The following is a 25,657-nucleotide window of genomic DNA, read 5'->3' on the forward strand; positions in this document are numbered from 1 at the left end:
TATGAGCGATACAGAAAAAACCACAAATATCAAAATTACCGATTCAGCGCAAGGTTATCTGACTGAGTTATTGGCAAAACAAAATACTGACGGCATCGGCGTACGTATTTTTGTTGAACATCCAGGCACGCCGCGAGCAGAATGCTGTATGTCATACAGCCAGCCAGATGAACACAATCCGGATGATTTAAAATTGGATTATGAGACATTCACCGCTTATATAGATACCCCGTCTATTCCTTATCTTGAAGATGCGGTGATTGATTACAATAAAGACCGTTTCGGCGGTCAATTGACATTCCGTGCACCCAACTCAAAAGTGCCAAAACTGGGTGAAAATGCGAGCCTAGAGGAGCGTATCAATTACGTGTTGTCTTCAGAAATCAATCCAAATCTAGCGGCGCATGGGGGTAACGTGCAATTGGTGGATTTGGTACATGAAGAAGGGGTTGGTATCACCGCCGTACTCAAATTTGGCGGCGGCTGTCAAGGCTGCTCTGCAGTTGATATGACGCTAAAACAAGGGGTTGAAGTCTCGCTAAAACAGCAAATACCAGAATTAACCCAAGTGATTGATGAGACTGACCATACTTATACTGCCAATGCGTTCTATAAGTAAGGTGAAGAGATTGGCAAGTGATACTTAATTCAAGTGACACTTGATTAAAGAAAGGGTAATTCAAGAAAGGGCGTCATAAGATGTCCTTTTTTATTATTAAATTATTATTAAATTATACTCAATAAAAAACCCAGTTGTGCACTGGGTTTTTTGGTTTGACGTATTGGCTTAATCGCGGTCTTCAACTGGTACAAAATCACGCTGGGTATAGCCAGTATATAACTGACGTGGGCGACCGATTTTGTAAGGTGCAGAGTGCATTTCTAACCAGTGACTAATCCAACCAGAAGTACGTGCTAAAGCAAAGATTACGGTAAACATAGAGGTTGGAATACCGATGGCTTTTAGAATGATACCTGAGTAGAAGTCAACATTTGGATATAGGTTACGCTCTTTAAAGTACGGGTCATTCAAGGCGATTTGTTCAAGTTTCATCGCAAGTTCAAGTTGTGGATCTTTGATGCCAAGCTCGCCCAATACTTCGTCACAAGTTTCTTTCATCACTTTGGCGCGTGGGTCAAAGTTTTTATAAACACGGTGACCAAAGCCCATTAATTTCACTTCTTTACGTTTGACTTTTTCCATGAATTCGTCAACGTTGTCTACGCTGCCGATTTCATCAAGCATTTTAAGTACAGCTTCGTTGGCGCCACCGTGTGCAGGTCCCCAAAGAGCCGCAATACCCGCTGCGATACAAGCGTATGGGTTAGCGCCCGTAGAGCCTGCTAGACGTACAGTTGAGGTAGAGGCATTTTGTTCGTGGTCAGCATGTAAGGTAAAGATTTTATCCATCGCTTTTGCCAGGATTGGATTGACTTGATAGTTGACATCCGCTGGGGTTGCAAACATCATGTGTAAGAAGTTTTCAGCGTAGTTTAAATCATTACGCGGATACATAAATGGCTGACCATTGCTGTATTTGTAGCACATGGCGGCGATGGTAGGCACTTTAGCAATCAAGCGAATCGCAGTGATTTCACGATGGTCTTGTTTGCTCACATCAAGATTGTTGTGGTAGAACGCAGATAACGCACCCATCACACCGACCATAATCGCCATCGGATGAGCGTCACGGCGGAAACCTTCAAAGAAACGACGTAATTGGTCATTTACCATTGAATGTTTACGAACTTTTTCATAGAAGTCAGCTTTTTGCTCAGCATTGGGTAATTCACCGTGAATGAGTGCATACGCAACTTCTAAGTATTCTGCTTTATCAGCTAATTGGTCAATTGGGTAACCACGGTGTAACAAGATACCTTTGTCACCATCAATGAACGTGATTTTTGATTCAGTGGAAGCGGTTGACATGAAACCTGGATCGTATGTCCAAAAACCAGCTTGGGGTACGGCCTTAATATCGAGTACAGGATCGCCTAATGTTCCTTCAATGATAGGAAGCTCATAGTCCTGGCCATTGACGTGCAAGGTTGCAATATTGTCTTTCTCTGACATAAAATCCTCTCAGACGTGTAAAAAAAGAAGACCTATACTTGCTCAAATGCATTGGCGCAATGACAAGGATAGGTGAATGCCCAGCCACACAGAGACGTGCAGGGCGACTTTATTAATAGCGAAAAAATAGCGAAAACCCAAAACTAAAACATATCTATATTAACAGCATTTTTGCCAAAAATGAAAGTAAATTTACGCCTTACGCGTACAAACAGTTAGTTATAATTAACAGGAGTTAGCTAAAACTATGCTCTATACTACTGACATTCTATCAACCCTTGATACGGTTAACTATCTAGAAGAGTGGGTGGCAAAACGCTGAATCTTATCAAATTATTTCTGAATTTTAATAGTGCGCTACAGGGGTTTGATAAAAGATGGTTTTTTTTCTGTTTTTGTTTGTATTTGTAATCAAAGACTCTTATAATTATAAAAATTTTACTGGTGGCTAGCTTTGTATTATTAATATTTGCTAAACATAATTTACTTTTTAGGTTTGTAATTTAACAAAATTAAAAAGTAAATTGTGGGTGGCTTTTTGTCGATTATTAGTTGGTAATTTATTAGTTTTTAATTGTGAGATACGATTAGGTTTGCGGCTAATAACTATCTATTATTTAAATAATCCAAAGTACGCTAGCTATTCCTTATCTTCGATTTACCTGTTTTTTGACAGGCTATGTGATTCATCAAATCCTGCAAGTGATTTGAAGTTCGTGCTTGATATTTTGGATATTGGCATAGCGATAACACAGGTAAGTTATAACTGCGAATAAAGGATGCCCGCTGTGAAAAGCAACCGACCGATTGACCTTCCTTTAAGCCAAGTAATTAATGTTAATTCAAAAAACCCAATTGCTTTGGCTTCAATTACCCACCGTGTTTCTGGTGTGGTGCTATTTCTCCTAATTCCTGTGATGTTATGGATTTTTCAAACGTCGCTTGCCAGTGCTGAAGGCTTTGCAGATATTTTCACCAACCCAGTGGTGAAGTTTTTGGCTTGGATTTTTGTGGCTGCATTAGGCTACCATTTTGTGATGGGCTTCAAACATTTATTTGCCGACATGGGCATGAATGAAGAATTAAACAGTGGTCGCACCGCGACATTCATTGGTTTTGTGCTTGCAGCGCTTTGGGTTGTGGGTTCATTTGTATGGGTGATGTTCTAATGAAAAGTGCAACAGGTTTAACAGGCTCAGGCTCTCGCGATTGGGTGGTACAACGTATTAGTGCGGTTGTATTGGCAGTTTATTCATTGGTGATGTTGGGTTGGTTCTTAACCCACCAAGCAACGTTTGAATTATGGCAAGGCTTTATGCTAAGCCTACCGATGCGCTTATTTACGCTATTGATGATACTAGCATTAGTGGGTCATGCGTGGGTAGGGATGTGGACTGTATTAACAGACTACGTTAAGTCAAATGGTTTACGTTTTGTGCTGCAATCTGCCATGATTCTTGCAGTCCTGGTTTATTTATTTTGGGGCGTGATGATTTTCTTCTAAACATCCTGTTAGATAAATTTTGTTAACGTATTTATCGATTTTGACATCCATGGCTTTTCAAGTATGTGTATGGATAGAATCGAACCATCATTTAGGAAATTAAAGCAATGGCAACAAAACAAGACAACACCATTAGCAATATTCAAACCTTAACCTTCGATGCGGTTATCGTTGGCGGCGGTGGCTCTGGTATGCGTGCGTCGCTACAACTGGCGCGTGGCGGTATGAATGTTGCGGTATTAACCAAAGTGTTCCCAACGCGTTCTCACACGGTTGCTGCGCAAGGTGGTATTGGCGCAAGTTTGGGTAACATGAGTGATGATAACTGGCACTTTCACTTTTATGACACCATCAAAGGGTCTGACTGGTTAGGTGACCAAGACGCTATCGAGTACATGTGCCGTGAAGCACCAAAAGTGGTATATGAACTTGAGCATATGGGCATGCCATTTGACCGTAACGCAGATGGTACGATTTATCAGCGTCCCTTTGGTGGCCATACTGCCAACTACGGTGAAAAAGCGGTACAACGTGCGTGTGCGGCAGCTGACCGTACAGGTCATGCGTTATTACATACCTTATATCAAAAAAATCTTGAGCAAGGCACAGAGTTTTTTATTGAGTGGATTGCGCTTGATTTGGTCAAAGATAGCAAAGGCGACATTAACGGCGTTATCGCGCTGGAGCAAGAAACAGGTCGTGTTGCGGTATTCCAAGCAAAAACAACTGTGCTGGCAACGGGGGGTGCAGGTCGTATTTTCGCTGCGTCTACTAATGCCTTTATTAACACCGGTGACGGCCTAGGTATGGCAGTGCGTGCCGGTATTCCACTACAAGATATGGAATTTTGGCAATTTCACCCAACAGGCGTCGCAGGTGCGGGCGTATTATTGACCGAAGGTTGTCGTGGTGAAGGCGCGTTACTTCGTAATAAAGATGGCGAAGCCTTTATGGAGCGCTATGCGCCAACCCTAAAAGACTTGGCACCGCGTGACTTTGTATCACGCTCAATGGACCAAGAGATCAAAGAAGGTCGTGGTTGTGGTCCACAGGGCGATTACGTGGTACTTGACATGACGCACTTAGGTGTGGATACCATCATGAAGCGTTTACCATCGGTTTATGAAATTGGTAAAAACTTCGCCAACGTTGACATTACCAAAGAGCCAATCCCAGTTGTACCGACTATCCATTACCAAATGGGCGGTATCCCAACCAATATTCATGGTCAGGTTGTCATGCCAGATCTTGAGGCAGGTACGGATGCGGAAGGTTTATACGCCGAGCAAAAAATCGTGAAAGGCTTATATGCGATTGGTGAATGCTCATGTGTATCCGTTCACGGCGCCAACCGTCTAGGTACAAACTCACTACTCGACTTGGTAGTATTTGGTCGTGCAGCGGGTCAGCATATCATTGATGAGTTCCACGCCGCTGACCGTCATGACTATGAGCCACTATCACCGCGTGTTCTTGACAAAACCTTGGCGCGTTTGAATGTGTTACAGCAATCTACGCAAGGGCTAAATGCGCAAGATGTGGCTGACGAAATCCGTCGTACCATGCAGCAACATGCAGGTGTATTCCGTACCCAAGCGTCAATGAATGAAGGCGTACAAAAAATCTTGGCACTTGAAAGTAAGGTCAATAGTCTTCACCTAGCTGATAAATCACAAGTGTTTAATACCGCCCGTATTGAAGCGCTTGAAGTGGCTAACCTCTATGAAGTTGCCAAAGCGACAATGATTTCAGCTTCCCTGCGTCAAGAATGTCGTGGCGCGCACACCGTCGTTGACTACGAACGTGCGGCAGATGATGCGTATGCCCCGCTTGGTCGTAATGACCACGAATGGATGAAGCATACCCTTTGGTTCTCTGAAGGTAACCGTGTTATCTATAAACCTGTTCGTAAGAGCCCACTGACTGTAGACTATGTTGAGCCAAAAGTGCGTACATTCTAATTAATATTTTTTTGGTCTTTGCAAACTATTGTGAAGACCCTATAAACCAATACCATAAACGTGTGGAGTTTAGCATTATGAGCAGAGGTACTCGCACCATCGAGATTTTCCGCTACGATCCAGATAAAGACGCAGCACCCCGTATGCAGACATACCAAATTGAGCTTTTAGACTCTGACCGTATGTTATTAGACGTACTTGTCCGTTTGAAAAAAATGGACGAAACCATCAGTTTCCGCCGTTCGTGCCGTGAAGGTATTTGTGGCTCTGACGGTATGAACATCAATGGTAAAAACGGTCTATCATGTCTTATCAACATGAACACGCTGCCACAAAAAATTACTTTACGCCCGCTACCTGGTTTACCTGTCGTGCGTGACTTAGTGGTAGATATGAATCAATTCTATGAGCAATATGAAAAAGTTCATCCGTACTTGATTAATGACCAGCCAGCGCCACCGACTGAACGTCTACAATCACCTGAAGACCGCGAAAAGTTAAACGGTCTATATGAATGTATTCTATGTGCCTGTTGTTCAACTAGCTGTCCATCATTCTGGTGGAACCCAGATAAGTTCTTAGGTCCATCTGCGTTGTTGAATGGCTACCGCTTTGTGGCAGATAGCCGTGATACTAGTACACAGGAGCGTTTAGCACGTTTGGACGACCCATTTAGCTTGTTCCGTTGCCGTGGCATCATGAACTGTGTATCGGTTTGTCCAAAAGGCTTGAATCCTACCAAAGCGATTGGTCATTTACGTAACATGCTGTTAGACCAAGCAGGTTAGTACCAAAGTTTGGTGACAAAAAAGCTCTGTATCGACAGGGCTTTTTTTATTGGGATGTGATAAATTAATAGTAATTGGCTATCTATTAATGAAAGTAATAAATGATATCCAAATATCATAATATTTTTTATACCTTTTCAGCCTAATGAATGAGATAAATTATCATTAATTTTGTATAATATACGATAGGTATCTATAGGGAATATTCATTTAGGTTTTCTAAGGAAGGAGAAAACTAACTTTCACATTACTCTTCTTTTACTGCCATTTGATAGCCATTTATCCACACGCCAAGCCGCGTGAATCGCTATATTTAGTAAATGAATGGTAACTATTACCTTAACAAAATTTTTTGTTAATTATAAAAATGCTAGGCTATTCCCTAAAATTTTTATTTCCACCTTTAAATACTACAGTAGAAAGAATCATGGCTAACCAAAACCAAACTTCTGTCTCATCTGCTCAGTTTACCGAATTGTCAGCAGATAACGCAGTCTATCTTGAATCACTCTATGAACAGTATCTTCAAGATCCACAAAGCGTTGATGAAAAATACATTCCTTACTTTGCGCAGTTTGCCAAAGATGATGATAAGAACGCCCTTCACCATACTATTCAAGACCAATTTTTGCTATTAGCTCGCAATACCACTGCCCACAAAGTTACCGGTCAATCAGGTGCAGGTGCCGTCAGCCCTTCTGAAATTCGCGAATTTGCGGACAACCAAATGGGCGTGCAAAAACTGATTACCAGTTATCGCCGTCGTGGTCATCGTATTGCTAATTTAGATCCTTTAGGACTCATGCCACGTCCAGAAGTTGAAGAATTGACTTTGGCGTATTATGGTCTTTCTGAAGCGGATTTAGACACTGTATACCCTGTCAGTGACCTAAATATCGGTAAAGACAAAGCCACACTGCGTGAAATTATCCAAGTGTTAGAGCGAGTTTATTGTAGCAGCATTGGTGCAGAATATTTCCATGTGACCACTGCCAAAGAAAAACGCTGGATTGAAAAATACCTAGAGCAAAATCTTGGCTATGTCAAATTTGACAATGAAAAACGTAAATCTATCCTTGAGCGTTTGACAGCAGCGGAAGGATTAGAAAAATACTTAGCGCGTAAATATACTGGTGTGAAACGTTTTGGTCTTGAGGGTGGCGAGAGCTTTATCCCGATGGTCAATGAGATAATTCAGCGTGCGGGTGAAAACGGTACCAAAGAAATGGTTATCGGTATGGCACACCGTGGGCGTTTAAATTTATTAGTGAATATCTTAGGTAAAAACCCTAAAGATTTGTTTGATGAGTTTGATGGTAAAAAACAACCGACCGTGGGTTCAGGTGACGTAAAATACCACAATGGTTATTCATCTAACGTAATGACACCGGGCGGCGAAGCACACTTAGCCTTGGCATTTAACCCCTCGCATCTTGAGATTGTATCGCCTGTATTGATTGGTTCAGTGCGTGCCCGCCAAGTACGCCGTCAAGATAAGACGGGTGATGCCGTTTTGCCAATCGTGGTACACGGTGACGCCGCGTTCGCCGGTCAAGGTGTCAACCAAGAAACCTTCCAAATGTCACAAACCCGTGCCTACTCAACAGGTGGTACGCTGCATATTATTATCAATAACCAAGTGGGTTTTACCACCAGCCGCTTAGAAGATGCGCGTTCAACTGAATACTGTACCGACATCGCCAAGATGGTACACGCACCGATTTTTCATGTAAACGGTGACGATCCAGAAGCCGTGGTATTTATGGCACAGCTTGCCCACGACTATCGCCAAACTTTCCATAAAGATATCGTGATTGATATGTACTGTTACCGTCGTAACGGTCACAATGAAGCGGATGAGCCTTCCGCCACTCAGCCACTTATGTATTCGGTCATCAAAAAACTGCCAAGTACTCGTGAGCTATTTGCCAATAAATTGGTTGCTGAAGGCGTTATTAGCAAAGCTGAAAGTGTGGCATTTGAAGATGACTACCGTGAGTCACTCGATAAAGGCGAATATGTTGCTAGCGCACTCGTGCGTGAGCCAAATAAAACGCTGTATGTAGATTGGACACCTTATATTGGGCATAAGCTTGAAGACAATTGGGATACGGGCGTTGATCTCAATCAATTAAAAGCGTATGGCGAAAAAATGGCGCAAATCCCGGAAGGCTATGAGCTACAACGCCAAGTGCAAAAAGTGGTTGAACAACGTAAAGCCATGCAAACCGGCCAAGAGCCATTGAACTGGGGCGCGGCAGAGACCTTGGCTTATGCGTCACTGGTGGAAGAGGGCTATCCTGTCCGTATCACGGGTGAAGACGTGGGTCGTGGTACTTTCTCGCATCGCCATTCAGAATTATTCAACATGAAAGACGGCAGTATGTATGTACCGCTTGCCAACATGAGCCCTAACCAAGCACGTTTTGACACCTTTAACTCATTGTTGTCAGAAGAAGCGGTGTTGGCGTTTGAATATGGTTACGCAACGACAGTACCCAATGCGCTAGTGATTTGGGAAGCGCAGTTTGGTGACTTTGTCAATGGCGCACAAGTGGTCATTGACCAATTTATTTCATCAGGTGAAACAAAATGGCAACGTCTATGTGGTCTGACCATGCTATTACCACACGGCTATGAAGGTCAAGGTCCTGAGCACTCATCAGCGCGTCTAGAGCGTTTCTTACAGCTATGTGCTGAAGACAACATGCAAGTGATGACCCCAACTACACCTGCACAGATTTTCCATGCCCTGCGTCGTCAAGTCGTTCGCCCAGCGCGTAAACCGCTGATTGTGATGTCACCAAAATCATTGCTACGTCATAAATTGGCAGTGTCAACGCTTGAAGAGCTTGCGCAAGGTCAGTTCCAAACCGTGATTCCAGAGATTGACCAACTTGATAATAACCAAGTGACGCGTTTAGTGTTGTGTGGCGGTAAAGTATATTATGACTTGCTTGAAAAACGTCGTGAATTGGGTCTTAACCATGTGGCGATTGTGCGTATCGAGCAGCTTTATCCATTACCTGAAGCACGTATTTTGGAAGAAGTGGCAAAATATCCAAACCTTGAAGGTATTGTTTGGACACAAGAAGAGCCACGTAACCAAGGTGCTTGGTACTATCTAGCACCGCACTTATTCCGTTTGATTGCACCACCAAAACCCGCGACTCGTCCGACTAAAGCCTACTTGCTTGAGCCAGTGGCTCGCCCTTCATCGGCAGCACCTGCCGCAGGTTCGATGCAAATGCACGTTGCCCAACAACAAAAAGTTATCAACGAAGCATTGGGTTTGCCAAAGAATGAAGATTCAACCGAAGACAAGCTAGAAGCTAAAGCGGAGATCGCAGAAAAACAAGCGACTGACTAAGCGTTTTAAAGGATTAGTACTCACTAGATGTGTACTAATCCTTCTTGGTTTTTGGTATAGGCAATTGCGCCGAGTGCTAAGACAACAATGAATTTAACCCATTAAAAATGAAAGAATGTGAAATTAACTAGGAGTTTTCCATGAGTGAGATTAAAGTCCCCGTATTCCCAGAATCCGTTGCTGACGGTACAATTGTTGCTTGGAATTTTAATGAAGGCGACCAAGTAAGCCGTGACGCTGTATTGTGTGAAATCGAAACTGATAAAGTTGTGATGGAAGTGGTAGCACAAGCTGACGGCGTGCTTAGCAAAATTCTTAAACAAGTTGATGACACAGTGCTTTCTGCTGAAGTCATCGGTGAGCTGACTGAAGGCGCAACCGCGGCTGCACCAGCAAGCCAACCTGCTGAAACCCAAGCACCGGCTGCCCAAGCTGAAGCCGCGCCTGCAGCTGCACAACAAGCGCCTACCGCTCAAGCGACTGCTGAAGCAGATTATAAAGACCAAAGCCCAGCAGTTCGTAAAGCAGCGAATACCACAGGCGTCAATCCTGCAGATGTTGAAGGTTCAGGTCGTGGCGGTCGTGTGACTAAAGAAGACATGGCAAACCCAACCTTGAAAGCCAACAATGCAATTAAAGCAGACAACGGTCAAGTGGTTGCCAATGCCGTCGGTCAACGGGCAGACAAACGTGTGCCAATGACACGTTTACGCGCCCGTGTTGCTGAGCGTCTGTTAGCCGCTACCCAAGAAACTGCAATGTTGACCACGTTTAACGAAGTGAACATGAAACCTATCATGGACTTACGTAGTGAGTTCAAAGAGCGTTTTGAAAAACGTCACGGTGTAAAACTAGGTTTTATGTCATTGTTTGTAAAAGCTGCTACTGAAGCGTTAAAACGTTTTCCAGCGGTAAATGCCTCTATTGATGGCAGCGATATCGTTTATCATGGTTATTATGATGTGGGTGTTGCGGTATCTAGCGACCGTGGTCTTGTGGTGCCGGTATTACGTGACACTGATCAAATGGGTATGGCAGATATCGAACGTGCGATTGGTAACTATGCATCAAAAGCGCGTGAAGGTAAATTAGGCATTGAAGACATGACGGGTGGTACATTCACCATTACCAATGGTGGGGTATTTGGCTCATTGATGTCAACCCCAATCATCAATCCACCACAAACAGCGATTTTGGGTATGCATGCGACAAAAGAACGCCCAATGGCTGTTAATGGTGAAGTAGTAATTCTACCTATGATGTACTTGGCATTGTCGTATGACCATCGTTTAATTGATGGTAAAGAAGCCGTACAATTCTTGGTCACTATCAAAGAATTGGTTGAAAACCCAGCGATGCTACTTCTCGATTTATAATGAAAAAAGCCTGTATTGGCAAAGGTTGATACAGGCTTTTTTGTTTAACAACTTTAACAATAACAATTCAAATTTTTGGTGAAGATTATGAAAGAAAGCTATGATTTGGTAATTATCGGTGGTGGCCCTGGTGGCTACGAAGCCGCAATCCGTGCAGGCCAATTGGGTATGAGCGTGGCTTGTATCGAAAAACGTATTAATAAAGGTGAGCCAGCGTTAGGCGGTACCTGTTTGAACGTCGGTTGTATTCCTTCAAAAGCATTGCTAGACAGCTCACATCGCTATGAAGCAACCAAGCATGACTTAGCCGACCACGGTATCACCACAGGTGAGGTGGCGATTGACATCAGCAAAATGTTAAGTCGTAAAGACGCTATCGTTAAGCAATTGACCGGTGGTGTGGCTGCGTTATTAAAAGGTAACGGTGCTGACTGGCTACAAGGTACAGGTAAATTACTTGATGGTAAAGGTGCAGATAAACAAGTTGAATTTACCCCATTAGATGGTTCTGCGCCTACCACTATTACCGCTAAAAATGTGATTTTGGCCTCTGGTTCTGTGCCAATTGATATCCCTGTTGCCCCGATTGATAACGAATATATCGTTGATTCAACCGGTGCGTTAGACTTTACCGAAGTGCCTGCGCGTCTAGGGGTTATTGGTGGTGGTGTGATTGGTCTTGAACTAGGTTCGGTATGGCGTCGTTTGGGTAGTGAAGTGGTAGTATTTGAAGCCATGCCAGAATTTTTAGCAGCGGCTGACAAAGCCGTGAGCAAAGAAGCGGCAAAACTACTAAAAGCCCAAGGTATGGATATCCGTATTGATACCAAAGTTACTCAGGCTCAAGTAGAAAACGGTCAGGTACTTGTATCGTTTGACGCCAAAGGTCAAGCAGGACAAGAAACCTTCGATAAACTCATCGTGTGTGTGGGTCGCCGTGCTTATAAAGAAAACCTACTTAGCGAAAATTCAGGAGTAGAGCTTACTGAACGTGGTTTGGTAGCGGTAAATGACTTCTGTCAAACCAACCTTGATGGCGTCTATGCAATCGGTGACTTGGTGCGTGGTCCAATGCTGGCGCACAAAGCGATGGAAGAAGGCATGATGGCAGTTGAACGCATTCATGGTGAAAAAGTTCAAGTCAATTATGACACCATTATTAGCGTGATTTACACACACCCAGAAATTGCATGGGTGGGCTTGACTGAAGAACAAGCCAAAGAGCAAGGTCATGAAGTCAAAACAGGTCAATTCAGCTTAGCTGCCAATGGCCGTGCGTTAGCCGCTGGTGAAGGCCAAGGCTTTATCAAAGTGGTTGCCGATGCCAAAACTGACCGTTTATTGGGTATGCATGTCGTGTCAGCGGGTGCGGGTGATATCGTTCATCAAGGCATGATTGCGATGGAATTCGTATCAAGTATTGAAGACTTACAATTGATGACGTTTGCTCACCCAACCATTTCTGAAGCGGTACACGAGGCGGTGCTATCAGCGGATGGTCGTGCGATTCATGCGATTCAACGTAAGCGCAAGTAACGTAGTTCACAAGTAACTTGGCTCACAAGTAACTTAGTTCATAAGTAACTTGGCTAATTAGCTTATGCATCAATAGTTTGAATAAGGCAAGTGAGCTAACCTCATTATCAACTAGGTTAGCTTACTGTTGACCACAATATTCAAAAATAATTTTAAAACAATGTAAACCAAAACCGAGAGGATAAATTCATGAATTTACATGAGTATCAAGCCAAAGAATTATTAAAAAGCTATGGATTGCCAGTACAAGAAGGTATCATCGCTAAAAATGGCGACGAAGCCGCAGCAGCATTTGATAAAATGGCAGGCAACGCCGGTGCTGTGGTTGTTAAAGCCCAAGTACATGCCGGTGGCCGTGGTAAAGCGGGCGGCGTAAAAATCGCTAAAACGCGTGAAGAAGCCAAACAAATTGCTGAAGAATTAATTGGTAAAAACTTGGTAACTTACCAAACTGACGCCAACGGTCAACCTGTTAACAGCGTACTTATCGCCGAAGACATGTACCCAATCGCAACTGAATTGTACTTAGGTGCAGTAGTAGACCGTTCAGCCCGTCGTGTGGTATTCATGGCGTCAACTGAAGGCGGTGTTGAAATTGAAAAAGTTGCCGAAGAGACCCCAGAAAAAATCTTGAAAGTAGAAGTTGACCCACTGGTGGGCTTACAACCTAGCCAAGCTCGTGAAGTGGCTTTTAAACTGGGTCTAAAAGACAAACAAATCAACGAATTTGCCAAATTGATGACAGGGGCTTATAAAGCCTTTACGGAAAATGACTTCGCGTTATTTGAAATCAATCCATTAGCGGTTCGTAAATCTGGCGAATTAGCCTGTGTTGACGCCAAAATCGGCATCGACTCAAATGCCCTTTATCGCCTACCAAAAGTCGCTGAACAACGCGATAAATCACAAGAAAATGAGCGTGAATTAAAAGCCTCAGAATTTGACCTAAACTATGTTGCGCTTGAAGGTAACATCGGCTGTATGGTGAATGGTGCCGGTCTTGCGATGGCAACCATGGACATCATCAAACTATATGGCGGTCAACCCGCTAACTTCCTAGACGTAGGCGGCGGTGCGACCAAAGAACGTGTGGTTGAAGCGTTCAAATTAATTCTTGAAGACAAATCAGTCCAAGGCGTACTCATCAACATCTTTGGTGGTATCGTACGTTGTGACATGATTGCTGAAGCGATTATCGAAGCGGTAAAAGAAGTCAACGTCACCGTACCTGTGGTTGTGCGTCTTGAAGGTAACAACGCTGAAAAAGGTGCGCAAATCCTACGTGATTCAGGTCTTAAATTAATTCCTGCTGAAGGTCTTTCTGAAGCCGGTCAAAAAATTGTTGATGCGGTTAATAATGCCTAATTAAGAAAGTATAGGTATGAGCGAGTAGGGCTATGTGCCCTACTAGTTAATCGTTTAAATCAAACATAAAAAGTAAAAGGAAAAACAATGAGCGTATTAGTTGGAAAAGACACTAAAGTATTAGTGCAAGGTTTCACAGGTAAAAACGGTACTCTACACTCAGAGCAATCAATTGCTTATGGTACCAACATCGTTGGCGGTGTGACCCCAGGTAAAGGCGGTACAACCCACCTTGACCGTCCAGTATTTGATACCATGGATGAAGCAGTAACAGAAACGGGTGCTAATGCCTCTGTTATCTTTGTACCAGCACCATTTGTATTGGACTCAATCGTTGAAGCGATTAACTCTGGCGTAAAATTGATTGTGGTCATCACCGAAGGCGTACCTACCCTAGATATGCTAAAAGCCAAACGTTACTTAGAAAACGTCAACGCTGACCTACAAGCCAAGGGCGAAGAAATCATCCGTATGGTAGGTCCAAACTGTCCAGGCGTGATCAGCCCAGGTAAATGCAAAATCGGTATCATGCCAGGTCACATCCACCAAGAAGGTAAAGTCGGTATCATCTCACGTTCTGGTACATTGACTTATGAAGCGGTTGCCCAAACCACTAAACTTGGCTTTGGTCAATCAACCTGTATCGGTATCGGTGGTGACCCAATCCCAGGTATGAACCAAATCGACGCATTGAAATTGCTTCAAGACGACCCACAAACCGAAGCGATTGTATTGATCGGTGAAATCGGTGGTACGGCTGAAGAAGAAGCGGCTGCATATGTCAAAGACCACGTGACTAAACCCGTCATTGGTTATATCGCAGGTGTCACAGCACCAAAAGGTAAACGTATGGGACATGCCGGTGCGATTATCTCAGGTGGTAAAGGCACAGCGGAAGAAAAATTCAAAGCCTTTGAAGAGGCTGGTATTGCTTATACCCGTGACCCTTCAAAAATCGGTGAAAAAGTAAAAGAAGTCACTGGTTGGTAATCATCAGCTATTTTGACTAATTAAAAGCAGATAATTATTGGGTTATCTGCTTTTTTATTATCCGCTGGTGTTAGCAAACGCTGGTGTTAGCAAAATACCCTCAATCAATGTTAATAATGCCTTTAAAATATTCGGGCAGATAAAATATTTGCCATAAAAATATGTTAAGCTTGATGTAAACTATTTGAAAAACTTGTCTTATTAAGAGTCACTATGTCGAAAAAAATCACTCACGCTGTTATCCCTGTGGCAGGGTTTGGCACGCGTATGTTACCACTATCAAAAGCAGTGCCAAAAGAGTTACTACCGCTTGGCAATAAACCAGCCATTCAATATGTCGTTGAAGAAGCGATTGCCGCAGGTTTAACTAATATCGTCTTGGTCAATCATGGGCAAAAAACCGCCATTGAAAACTATTTTGATATCAATAGTGAGCTTGATACCCAATTACGGGGTAAAGGTAAAGCGGCGCTAGCAGATAGTTTAAACTGGCTACCTGCAGGGGTCACGGTTACCAGTGTGCGCCAAGGCAAACCGTTAGGGTTAGGGCATGCCGTTTTGCAAGCCAGTGCCATAGTAGGTGATGAACCGTTTGCTGTACTATTACCCGATGTGATTTTGAACCCTTATAATACTGACTATACTCAGCAGAATTTAGCCTACATGCTACAGCAGTTTGCCAAGCAGCAGCATTCACAGATATTGGTTGATCCAGTGAAAGAAAGTGATATTTCTAAATATGGTATTGCCAAGCTAGCCCGCACACAAATGGTAGCAAAGTCTGAACAAAACCAGTCATTTGCTGTGACAGGTTTTGTGGAAAAACCCAAAGCTGAGGATGCGCCCTCTAACTTGGCTGTCGTTGGGCGCTATGTATTTAATAATGCTATTTTTGATTATCTAGCCAACACGCAGCCAAGTGTGGGTGGAGAAATTCAGCTGACCGATGCCATTGATGCGCTTATTAGCACGCAAGGGGTAGAGGTGGTTAGCATGGTGGGTAACAGCTTTGATGCAGGTGATATGAATAGTTACTTGCAAGCCGTGGGTTATTTTGCCAATCAATTGGGTGTTGAAGCGTTTCAGCATACAGCAAATTAATATGAGGTCATAGACGAATGTCAACCGATACAAGTGCGAATCGTACATGGCAAACACTGTCTACCCAGGCAGATAGTATGGCCACGCTTAATCAATTGTTTAGCCAACAATCCAATCGCGGCTCACAGTACCGCGTTGCTGCGTGCGACATGATCATGGATTTTAGTAAACAAAAAATTGATGAGGCTGTGCTCAGTAATTTAATCACCCTGGCAAATGAGCGTGAATTAGCGCAAGAAATTCATCGGCTGATGACGGGCGAAATCGTGAACGATACTGAGCATCGTCCGGCACTGCATACCGCGTTAAGACAGCCGCAAGGCGAGCAGGTTTGGGTCGAAGGTGTCAATGTCATTGAGCAGGTGCATACTAGCTTACAAAAAGCGGAAAAGTTGGTTGAGCGGATTCGTAATGGGGTCTGGCGTGGTTATTCTGGGCAGGCAATCACCGATGTGGTGAATATCGGGGTCGGCGGCTCAGATCTAGGGCCAGTGATGGCAACAACGGCACTAAAAGAATGGACAGATACTGCTATCAATGTGCATTTTGTCTCCAATATGGATGGCACCCAGCTCGATAGTTTGCTTAAGGTATTAAATCCGCAAACCACGCTGTTTATTATCTCGTCAAAATCATTTTCCACCATTGATACGCTGTCCAATGCCAAGACGGCGATGTCATGGTTGTTAGCCAGTCATGATAACAAAGCCACTATTTTGCGTCGTCATTTTATTGGGATTTCTACCAAAGCCGATAAGATGTCAGAGTGGGGTATCCATGTCGATAACCAACTAATGCTCTGGGATTGGGTTGGGGGTCGATTTTCCATGTGGTCGGTGATTGGACTGGCAATTGCCATAAAAATTGGCATGCACAATTTTTATGAATTGCTAGCAGGTGCCTATGAGATGGATCGGCATTTTGCCACCGCCGATTTTACTCAAAACATGCCTGTGTTGTTAGGGCTACTCGGTGTTTGGAACAGTACGTTTTTGCACATTAATGCCCATACGGTGTTACCTTATGATGGTCGGTTATCTTTTTTCCCCAACTACTTAACCCAGCTTGAGATGGAGAGTAACGGTAAATCCGTCAATCGCCAAGGTGAGGCAGTGGCTTACAGTACTTGTCCGATTTTGTGGGGTGATATTGGCTCCAATGCCCAGCATGCGTTTTATCAGTTGCTGCATCAAGGCACACAGGCAGTCAGTTGTGATTTTATTGCGCCCATCAAACGCTACGCAGATGCCCAAACAATCAATAAAAACTTGCTTGAGCAGCATGGACTTTCGCTTGCCAACTGCTTAGCGCAAAGCCAAGTGCTGGCGTTTGGCAATGCCGCCATCAAAGACAGCAATAATGGTGTGGATAAATTCAAACATTATCGAGGCAATCAGCCATCAACGACCATTCTACTCAAACAGCTGACCCCAAGAACGTTAGGGTCATTGATTGCGCTGTATGAACACAAAGTATTTGTTATGTCAGTCATTTGGCAGATTAACCCATTTGACCAATGGGGAGTCGAAGTGGGTAAAGTGATGGCTAATGCCGTCTTTGATGCCTTGGTATCAACGCAAGAATTATCGCCGCAACAACCGCAGCCATTTGATAGCTCAACCAATCAGTTGCTAAATACCATTAAAACAACCTTTGCAAGCTGATGATAGATAGGGATAAAAGAAGAAAACGATGACAAAAACAATGACAAAAACTGTATATGTAATTGGCAGTACCAATGAATCAATCAATGCTTGTATTTTGCTTGCCACCCTTGAATACCAAGTTAGGCTATTGACCGATGATGATAGCCTTCAGCAGGTCATGAATGATTACCAGTTTGATCGGCAGATGGTGCTACTGTGGCAGTTGTACCAATCTCAAGGCAACATCGTTACCCAGCCTTTGCCAACCCATGATTTTTCAGCCTATGTCAGCGCAGATGATATTTGGTTGTTTGTCGATGGTGTATCAGCGCAGGCGCTTGAGCAATTTGGCTCATTTCATTTTAACCCCACCACCCAGATTATCATCAGCGGTGTCAAAGCCATGGGTGAGATTGAACAATTCGCCCGCAAATTGACGACTACTTGGGTGTATTATCTTCCCTTTATTTTTATGAAAGACGGGGCGAATTTTAGTTCTTTTTTCCAAGCTGATTTGGCATTGATTGGTGAAAAAACGCAAGGCAGTAGCGCGCACAACAACATTTTGCTGTTTTTCATTGAAAAAAGTGACAAGCACTTTATTACTGATATCAAAACGGCAGAATTTGCGCGCAGTAGTATCATGGGAATGTTGGCAACACGCTTATCTTTCATGAATGAAATGGCGCGTCTTGCCGCCAGTGAACAGGTCAATATCAAACAAGTTGAGCAAATCCTTGGGCTTGATAAACGCATTGGTAAAGATTATCTCAAAGCAGGTTGGGGATTTGGTGGCAAGTCATTACCGCTAGAATTGGATTTTTTGATTGATGGTTTTAAGCGCAATCAAGTGGAGACGTCATTGCTAGAGGCGGTAAAATCGATTAATGAAGACCAAAAAGAGCTGATTTTCCGTGAATTTTGGCAATATTTTGATGGTTTTATCGAAAATAAAACGGTGATGATTTGGGGCTCAGGCTATCGTAATGGTACAGGACGCACCATCCATTCAGCGTTTCACCCACTCATTAAATTATTGTGGTCATACAATATCAAGACGATTGTGTATGCCAACAATACCAAAGAAGAATTGTTAGAGTTGTACGGTAATCATCCGCTGTTTTCATTGACTGACGATGCCTATGCGCTGCTTACGCAAGTGCAAGCGTTGTTTATTGTCAATTGGTCGCTACCAATCAAGCCGGATATCAATCGTTTAAATAACATTGCATTACCCATTTTTGATGCAAAAAATACGTTAACCGAACCACAAATTCAGCAGCTCGTTGGTTTTTATACGGGTATAGGCTGTAAAAAATAGGCAAAACAATGATAAATCAAAGCAAAAAAATCTTAGTCACTGGCGGTGCAGGCTATATCGGCTCACATACATTAATTGAGCTAATTGCTGCAGGATTCACCCCCGTGGTGTATGATAATTTATCCAATAGTAGTCCAGCCTCGCTGGCGCGCGTCCAGCAAATTGTAGGGCAGTCCATTGAATTTATCGAAGGCGATATTTTGGACACACAGCTGCTTGCCAAAACCTTTGCCGCGCATGACTTCACTGCGGTGATTCATTTTGCAGGACTAAAGGCGGTCGGTGAATCGGTTGCCAAGCCACTTTGGTATTATCAAAACAATGTTGCAGGCACGCTCAATCTACTCGATGCGATGGCCAAAGCCCAAGTAAAAAACTTGATTTTCTCGTCATCAGCAACCGTCTATGGTGACCCAGAAGCCTTGCCGATTGTCGAATCCTCACCGCGTTCTGCGACCAATCCGTATGGGCAAAGCAAGCTGATGATTGAATATATGCTTGAAGATTTGGCAAAATCAGATAACCATTGGCAATTAATTTCACTGCGCTATTTTAATCCCATTGGTGCCTACCATACCGGAACCATAGGTGAAAATCCCAATGGTATCCCGAATAATTTGATGCCGTATGTCAGTCAAGTGGCAGTGGGTAAGCTGCCGCAGTTAAGCGTGTTTGGCAATGATTACGATACCGTGGATGGGACAGGCGTGCGAGATTACATCCATGTGGTTGATTTGGCAAAAGGGCATGTCGCCGCTTTACAGTATTTGCAACACCAAACCCAGCTCGGATTTGAGCCGATTAACTTGGGTACAGGTAAGGGAACATCTGTATTAGAATTGGTCAATGCCTTTATCAAAACCACTAATCAACCCGTGCCTTATAGCATAGCACCAAGACGACCTGGCGACATTGCCAGTTGTTATGCCAGTAGTGATAAAGCCAAGCATCTGTTGGGCTGGCAAGCTGAGTTTGATATCGAGCGTATGTGTACCGACACTTGGCGTTGGCAAAGCCAAAATCCTAATGGCTATGACGATTAAGCGCCCCTTTAATATTAGCGAGTATTAACGAATATTAATGACGGTTTTATGACCGTCTTTTTTATGGGTAGGTTTTATCAAAGATGAGCATTTTTATCATAAAAACCCAGTCAAGGTTATGATTTTACTTGACCTTAGGCTCGCTTCAGCGATAATAGGGGATTAGATAAATTATGCTTTTTATTTGTTTTCACCCTAGCGATTGTTTAGCGAATTTCTTTTTTCTTATTGTCCCATTGAGCCTGTTATGACTGTTAGCGCACCTGAATTTATCCATGAAACCGTTTTATTAAAGGAAACGGTAGCAAGTGTGCTCAATGTAACTGTAGCGGCGCTAGAAACAGGAATCATCAAAAAAACGGGCACCTTTGTCGATGCGACATTTGGGCGCGGTGGGCACAGCCGATTGCTGTTAACTTATTTGGATAAAGACAGTCGTCTGCTCGTGTTTGATAAAGACCCCCAAGCCATACAAACGGCGCAAGCATTGGCAGCCAGTGATGCGCGCGTGATAGTGATTCATGATAGTTTTGCCAAACTGCAAGACAATCTGCAGCGATTAGGCATTGAACAGGTCGATGGGATTATGGCAGATTTGGGCGTGTCCTCGCCGCAGCTGGATGACGGTAGCCGCGGCTTTAGCTTTATGCGCGATGGGGCAGTTGATATGCGCATGGATACCACTCGTGGCGAATCGGTCGCCCAATGGTTAAAACGCGTGGATGAAACCGTGCTTGCCGATGTGCTGTATAACTACGGCGAAGAACGACACAGCCGCCGTATTGCAAGGGCAATCAAACAAATGGAGCACTATGATTCTACCCTAGCGCTGGCAGAAACCATCAAGCAGGCGCATCCCAATTGGCAAAAAGGCAAGCACCCTGCCACCCAAAGTTTTCAAGCCATGCGTATTTTTATCAATAATGAACTCGGCGATATCGATAGCTTTTTGGCTCAATCGCTCATCGCGCTTAAGGTCGGGGGACGCTTGGCGGTGATTAGTTTTCATTCGCTAGAAGACCGCATCATCAAGCAGTTTTTGCAAAAACACAGTAAAGGTCAATATCCTGAAGATGCCAATTTGCCGATGCCACCCAAACGCCCCAAACTCCTATCTAAGCCTGAGCGTGTCGCCCCGTTGGCTACTGAAATAAAAACCAACCCGCGTGCCAGAAGTGCTTTGCTTCGGTCAGCCACCCGATTGTAAAAGCAGCCGTTTTTGTAACATGATATTTATAACAAACAATAAAAAGCGATTGCATTAACCAAACTTAGATGGGTTGCGTTATAATGACTTGTTTTATCTTGATACCCTGCTATTTGATATAAAAAGCTCTTTGATATAAAAATGCCAAAATCTCAGCCCCTGCCTCCCATGACGAGTAAACCCATGTCAAATGGCCGCGATAACCAAAATTCGCTCAAAAAAACGCGTCTTTTCTCCGCCAAAAATAAAGAAGCTACGGTAAAAAATAACACGACGATGAAAAAAAGCAGTGAAGGCTTGGGTGCCAGTATTAGCGAGATGCTCGATACCGAGTATCGCGGCGTTAGTCTATATACGGTTGCGATGATGCTATTAGTGATTGCGATTTTGTGGACAGGGGTGAGCGTCGTCGAGCAAATCCAAACTTATCACCAACAATATGGCGAGCTGCAAAAACTCAAAAAACAATTTCGCCATCTGCAAATGGAACACCAACGTATGCTGATTGAGCAGCAAACTTTTAGCGCTACCCCGCAAGTGACCAACCGCGCGGTGACCGAACTCAATATGTTTTACCCTAACTTGTCCGATCGTATGATTATTCACGACAACAAAGTCACGGTATTTACTAGTGACGCCAGCAGCAACGAGTCTAACACTCCAGCTATCAATCCAGAAACGCAGCATTGATGAGGCAACCGCGTGACTATTCGTAATAAAAAATCGATACCCACCAAAGTTGCCAATGCCATGTCAGGGCGACCCACCAAAGTGCCTGTGCTCAAAGTCACTGCCCCTAAAATTAATGCGTCAAAGCGTCGTAGTGGTGCATCACGCCAAGGCAGCATTGAAGAAGATGCCATTCGCTTTAAGTCCATTTGGATAGCGATGGGGCTGGTATTTGTAGCGATTTTTGGGCGATTGGCATACATCCAAGTCATTAATAAGTCCTACTATCAAGGTAAAGGTAATTCGCTCATTACCACCGTCAAAAAAGAGCCGTCTTACCGGGGTATGATCACCGACCGCAATAACATGCCGCTTGCGATTTCAGCGCCATTAACCTCTGCGTATTTTAGTCCGCATGATTATGCGGTGGAATACTATGAGCTCAAAGCGCGCCAACAAGAATTGCAAAAGTCTAAACCGAGTAAATCGGTCAGCCGTGAGCTTGAGCGCGTTGCAAAACGCTTGCAGAACATGGATTTAGCAAAACTTTCGGCATTGACAGGCATTAGCGTCAGCGAATTTAAAAATGCGGTACGTATCAATGACAACATCAATCTTGCCGATAAAGAGGCAATCAAAGCCGTATTGCCCACGGGCGCAGGGTCGCATTATTTTCCATTGATGAAAAATGTGCAACCTGAAGCAGCACAGCCGCTCATTGATGCCAATTTTGCTGGGGTCAGTACCGACACGTTTTATCAGCGCTACTACCCACAGCCACAGCCGAATGCCCAATTATTGGGCTTTATGGCGCGTACCAACATGACAGATGGCACGCATTACCAAGGGCAAGCTGGGGTAGAGCGCGTATTTAATGACATGCTATCGGGCAAAGATGGCGAAGTCATGGTCATGCGTGATGCCAAAAACAACAGCATTAAAGAAATCGAACAAGTCAAACCTGAGGTCGCTGGCAAGGATTTACAATTAACCGTTGATTCACGGCTACAATATATCTTGTACCAAGAACTTGAAAAAGTCGGGCGTGTGCAGCAGGCGCGTTGGGCAGCGGGCATGATTGTCGATGTCAACTCGGGCGAAGTGATGGCGATGTCCAACTGGCCGTCGTTTAACGCCAATGACTTAAATAGTTTATCCAATGAAAACCAGCGTAACCATGCCTTGATGGATGTATTTGAACCAGGTTCGGTGATGAAACCCATCACCGTTGCCACGGGCTTAAAGTCAGGACAATACAATGCCAACTCACTGGTTAATACCAGTCCAGGGAGCATGGTGGTGCAAGGGCATACTATTCGTGACCATGGCAATTTAGGCACTATTAGTCTGCGTACCCTACTGCAAAAATCGAGTAATATCGGCTCAGCAAAAATAGCCCTTTCTTTGCCAGCGAGTGCGATGAGTGATACGCAAAAAGCCTTTGGGTTTGGCGCAAAAACCAACCTAAAATTACCTGGTGAATCTGCAGGTCTAGTGCCAACGCCTGAGCAAAATGAAATCGCACGCCGCGCAACTGTGTCGTACGGTTACGGTCTGCAAGTCACGCTAGCGCAGCTTGCACAAGCTTACAGTGTGTTAGGTGCAGGGGGCGTGATGCATCCGTTGACGCTCCTTAAAAGTACCCGTGATAACGCGCTCAATAGCAGTAGTACCAATAATGTCTCCGTTCCTTTTGCCAAACCTGCCGCCAAGCAAGTCATCAAAACGAGTGATGCCCTTACCATTGTCGATATGATGACGTCAGTCACTGAGCCTGGTGGTACGGCAACCTTAGCGGCTATCGATGGCTATCGTGTGGCGGGTAAAACCGGTACGGCAAGACGCACCAATCCCAAAGGCGGTTATTACAACGACCAATACCGCACCGCGTTTGTCGGTATTGCCCCTGCTTCTAACCCGCGTTTTGTGGTCGCCATCATGGTTGAAGACCCGCGTGTTTACAAATTTGGTGGTTTGGTTGCAGCACCCGTGTTCCGCAGTGTGATGAAAGAAGCCTTGCGTTTGTACAATGTGCCGTTTGACAAGCCGCTATCGGGTAAAGAAACCACTGCCGCCAGCATCGAAAGTGTCAATGACTTATAACAACCCTATGGAAAAAGCTATGATTACGTTGCAACCGATGATGTCTGCGCTATCGCTACCAGAAAGCGTGCGACAACTGTTAAACCCTGTCATGAATCAACCATTTGGGCAGTTTGTGGTCGATAGCCGTCAAGTGGTTCAGGGCGATGTATTTGTATTGCTAAAGAGTCAAAACGCGACCGACAGCCTCGATTTGGAAAAAGTTGCAGGTTATCTTGCCCAAGTCGCAGACAAAGCGGCGTTTGTGTTGTCAGAAATTGATGTATCCGCGATCCAGTCGCAGTTTATGTTGCCGATTATTTATTTACCCACCATTCGTGATTTTTTAGGTTCTCTGATTCAAACCAGTTTGCAACAGCAACATCCCACCAAGTTACCGGCGGTCATCGCGGTGACAGGCACCAATGGCAAGACCACCGTAAGCCAACTGGTCGCCCAACTCATCAGTCAATCAGGCATCAAAACTGCGGTGATGGGCACGGCAGGTAATGGCGTGCTTGGTGAAAAAGGGGCGCCAAATTTAACCCCAAGTACCCACACCACCTTAGAAGTCTTTAATCTGCAACATGCGATTGATGATTTTGCCAAGCAAGGCGTACAAGCCTTAGCCATTGAAGCCAGCTCTCACGGATTGCACCAACAGCGGCTGCAAGGCGTACCCATCAACGTGGCGATGTTTACCAATTTAAGTCGTGATCATCTCGACTATCATACTGACATGGACGATTATGCGCAGGCGAAAGCGCGACTGTTTGATAAAGCACATTTTCCCACCCTCACTCACGCGATTATTAATTTAGATGATGAATTTAGTGAATTGATGATTGAGGCGGCTAACGCATCCCATTTAACCGTGTGGACGTATAGCTTGACCAATGACCAAGCCGATTTTTTTGCCAAAACCATCCTGCCTAGTTTGCAAGGGGGTGATTTGACCATTGCTCTTTCAAAAGCTGTCACGCCACAAGGTGAATTAACGGTGAACAGTCCACTGTTAGGGCGATTTAATGTGGCCAATTTGTTGGCGAGTATCGCAGGCGCCTTCGCGTTATCACAAAGTGCCGCGATGGGATTGAGTGTGGCGCAAATCCAAGCGGCAGTGCCAACGCTTCGCGGTGCCACAGGTCGTATGGATCGGGTGCCATCGACCAGTAGCTGTTTTATCGTGGATTATGCGCATACGCCAGATGCGCTAGAGCAGGTGTTGACCAGTTTAAAATCGCACTGTACAGGTGAGCTGTGGGCGGTATTTGGCTGTGGTGGCGACCGTGATAAGGGTAAACGTCCACTGATGGCACAAGCAGGACTTCGCCTAGCTGACAAAGTGATTTTGACTGCCGATAACCCACGCAGTGAAGACCCCAACGCGATTTTGAACGATATGCAAGCGGGCATGACTTGCCAGCAGCACTATCAAGCCATTATCGAGCCAGACCGTCAAAAGGCGATTGAATATGCGGTGCAGCATGCCAAGCCTAGTGATATCGTGGTGATTGCAGGCAAAGGGCATGAAACCTATCAAGAAATCAAAGGGGTGCGCCACGATTTTGATGATAAAGTGGTGGTAAAAAACGCCATTGAAAAATTCGGCAAATAACTTAGC

At 44.4% G+C, this 25,657-nt stretch carries 19 protein-coding genes; 18 read left to right on the forward strand and 1 reads right to left on the reverse strand.

Features of this window, described 5'->3' with window-relative positions; translation table 11 throughout:
* Position 1 precedes the first annotated feature (1 nt).
* Positions 2-619 carry a Fe-S biogenesis protein NfuA gene (nfuA, locus tag ACH0AB_RS01635; RefSeq protein WP_036594945.1) on the forward strand — a complete coding sequence of 206 codons (618 nt, stop codon included), beginning with the start codon at positions 2-4 and terminating at the stop codon, positions 617-619.
* A gap of 168 nt (positions 620-787) precedes the next feature.
* Here nfuA and gltA read toward each other — a convergent pair whose 3' ends face one another.
* On the reverse strand, positions 788-2,074 hold the full coding sequence (gene gltA, locus ACH0AB_RS01640) for a citrate synthase (protein ID WP_095356558.1): 1,287 nt from the start codon (positions 2,072-2,074) through the stop codon (positions 788-790).
* Positions 2,075-2,853: 779 nt separating this feature from the next.
* Here gltA and sdhC point away from each other — a divergent pair.
* The 17 genes from sdhC to ACH0AB_RS01725 all read left to right on the forward strand — a co-directional run bounded on the left by sdhC (position 2,854) and on the right by ACH0AB_RS01725 (position 25,651).
* Complete coding sequence (gene sdhC / locus ACH0AB_RS01645) at positions 2,854-3,243, forward strand: succinate dehydrogenase, cytochrome b556 subunit (protein ID WP_188875239.1); 390 nt, start codon at positions 2,854-2,856, stop codon at positions 3,241-3,243.
* Positions 3,243-3,578, forward strand: coding sequence for a succinate dehydrogenase, hydrophobic membrane anchor protein (sdhD, locus tag ACH0AB_RS01650; protein ID WP_065264324.1), 336 nt, complete (start codon positions 3,243-3,245; stop codon positions 3,576-3,578). The genes sdhC and sdhD overlap by 1 nt, the downstream gene beginning before the upstream one ends.
* Positions 3,579-3,676: 98 nt before the next feature.
* Positions 3,677-5,539 carry a succinate dehydrogenase flavoprotein subunit gene (sdhA, locus tag ACH0AB_RS01655; RefSeq protein ID WP_178086238.1) on the forward strand — a complete coding sequence of 621 codons (1,863 nt, stop codon included), beginning with the start codon at positions 3,677-3,679 and terminating at the stop codon, positions 5,537-5,539.
* Positions 5,540-5,616: 77 nt separating this feature from the next.
* Entirely contained in the window at positions 5,617-6,327 is a 711-nt protein-coding gene (locus ACH0AB_RS01660; protein WP_007115066.1) for a succinate dehydrogenase iron-sulfur subunit, read from the forward strand.
* A 427-nt stretch (positions 6,328-6,754) separates the two neighbouring features.
* The gene (locus ACH0AB_RS01665; RefSeq protein ID WP_406876909.1) at positions 6,755-9,697 is read left to right on the forward strand and encodes a 2-oxoglutarate dehydrogenase E1 component; all 2,943 of its coding nucleotides are present in this window, start codon (positions 6,755-6,757) and stop codon (positions 9,695-9,697) included.
* A 140-nt stretch (positions 9,698-9,837) separates the two neighbouring features.
* On the forward strand, positions 9,838-11,073 hold the full coding sequence (gene odhB, locus ACH0AB_RS01670; protein WP_007115064.1) for a 2-oxoglutarate dehydrogenase complex dihydrolipoyllysine-residue succinyltransferase: 1,236 nt from the start codon (positions 9,838-9,840) through the stop codon (positions 11,071-11,073).
* An 87-nt stretch (positions 11,074-11,160) separates the two neighbouring features.
* Positions 11,161-12,609 (forward strand): dihydrolipoyl dehydrogenase, encoded by a 1,449-nt coding sequence (lpdA, locus tag ACH0AB_RS01675; RefSeq protein ID WP_065253793.1) that lies wholly within the window; start codon positions 11,161-11,163, stop codon positions 12,607-12,609.
* Between the two features lie 189 nt (positions 12,610-12,798).
* Positions 12,799-13,974 carry an ADP-forming succinate--CoA ligase subunit beta gene (sucC, locus tag ACH0AB_RS01680; protein WP_007115062.1) on the forward strand — a complete coding sequence of 392 codons (1,176 nt, stop codon included), beginning with the start codon at positions 12,799-12,801 and terminating at the stop codon, positions 13,972-13,974.
* An 87-nt stretch (positions 13,975-14,061) separates the two neighbouring features.
* On the forward strand, positions 14,062-14,964 hold the full coding sequence (gene sucD, locus ACH0AB_RS01685) for a succinate--CoA ligase subunit alpha (RefSeq protein ID WP_312115404.1): 903 nt from the start codon (positions 14,062-14,064) through the stop codon (positions 14,962-14,964).
* A 213-nt stretch (positions 14,965-15,177) separates the two neighbouring features.
* Entirely contained in the window at positions 15,178-16,065 is an 888-nt protein-coding gene (locus ACH0AB_RS01690; protein WP_406876910.1) for a UTP--glucose-1-phosphate uridylyltransferase, read from the forward strand.
* A 17-nt stretch (positions 16,066-16,082) separates the two neighbouring features.
* On the forward strand, positions 16,083-17,729 hold the full coding sequence (gene pgi / locus ACH0AB_RS01695) for a glucose-6-phosphate isomerase (RefSeq protein WP_406876911.1): 1,647 nt from the start codon (positions 16,083-16,085) through the stop codon (positions 17,727-17,729).
* A 40-nt stretch (positions 17,730-17,769) separates the two neighbouring features.
* Entirely contained in the window at positions 17,770-19,032 is a 1,263-nt protein-coding gene (locus ACH0AB_RS01700) for a UDP-glucose 6-dehydrogenase (protein WP_406876912.1), read from the forward strand.
* 8 nt (positions 19,033-19,040) lie between these two features.
* Positions 19,041-20,075, forward strand: a complete 1,035-nt coding sequence (galE, locus tag ACH0AB_RS01705; RefSeq protein ID WP_406876913.1) for a UDP-glucose 4-epimerase GalE — start codon at positions 19,041-19,043, stop codon at positions 20,073-20,075.
* Between the two features lie 247 nt (positions 20,076-20,322).
* Complete coding sequence (gene rsmH / locus ACH0AB_RS01710; protein ID WP_007115055.1) at positions 20,323-21,282, forward strand: 16S rRNA (cytosine(1402)-N(4))-methyltransferase RsmH; 960 nt, start codon at positions 20,323-20,325, stop codon at positions 21,280-21,282.
* Positions 21,283-21,465: 183 nt separating this feature from the next.
* On the forward strand, positions 21,466-21,972 hold the full coding sequence (ftsL, locus tag ACH0AB_RS01715; protein ID WP_406876914.1) for a cell division protein FtsL: 507 nt from the start codon (positions 21,466-21,468) through the stop codon (positions 21,970-21,972).
* 12 nt (positions 21,973-21,984) lie between these two features.
* The gene (locus tag ACH0AB_RS01720; RefSeq protein ID WP_406876915.1) at positions 21,985-24,054 is read left to right on the forward strand and encodes a peptidoglycan D,D-transpeptidase FtsI family protein; all 2,070 of its coding nucleotides are present in this window, start codon (positions 21,985-21,987) and stop codon (positions 24,052-24,054) included.
* Positions 24,055-24,073: 19 nt separating this feature from the next.
* The gene (locus ACH0AB_RS01725; protein ID WP_406876917.1) at positions 24,074-25,651 is read left to right on the forward strand and encodes a UDP-N-acetylmuramoyl-L-alanyl-D-glutamate--2,6-diaminopimelate ligase; all 1,578 of its coding nucleotides are present in this window, start codon (positions 24,074-24,076) and stop codon (positions 25,649-25,651) included.
* The last annotated feature ends 6 nt before the right edge of the window (positions 25,652-25,657 follow it).

Source organism: Moraxella sp. 179-F 1C4 NHS (assembly GCF_045370505.1).
GTDB classification, from domain to species: domain Bacteria; phylum Pseudomonadota; class Gammaproteobacteria; order Pseudomonadales; family Moraxellaceae; genus Faucicola; species Faucicola tetraodonis.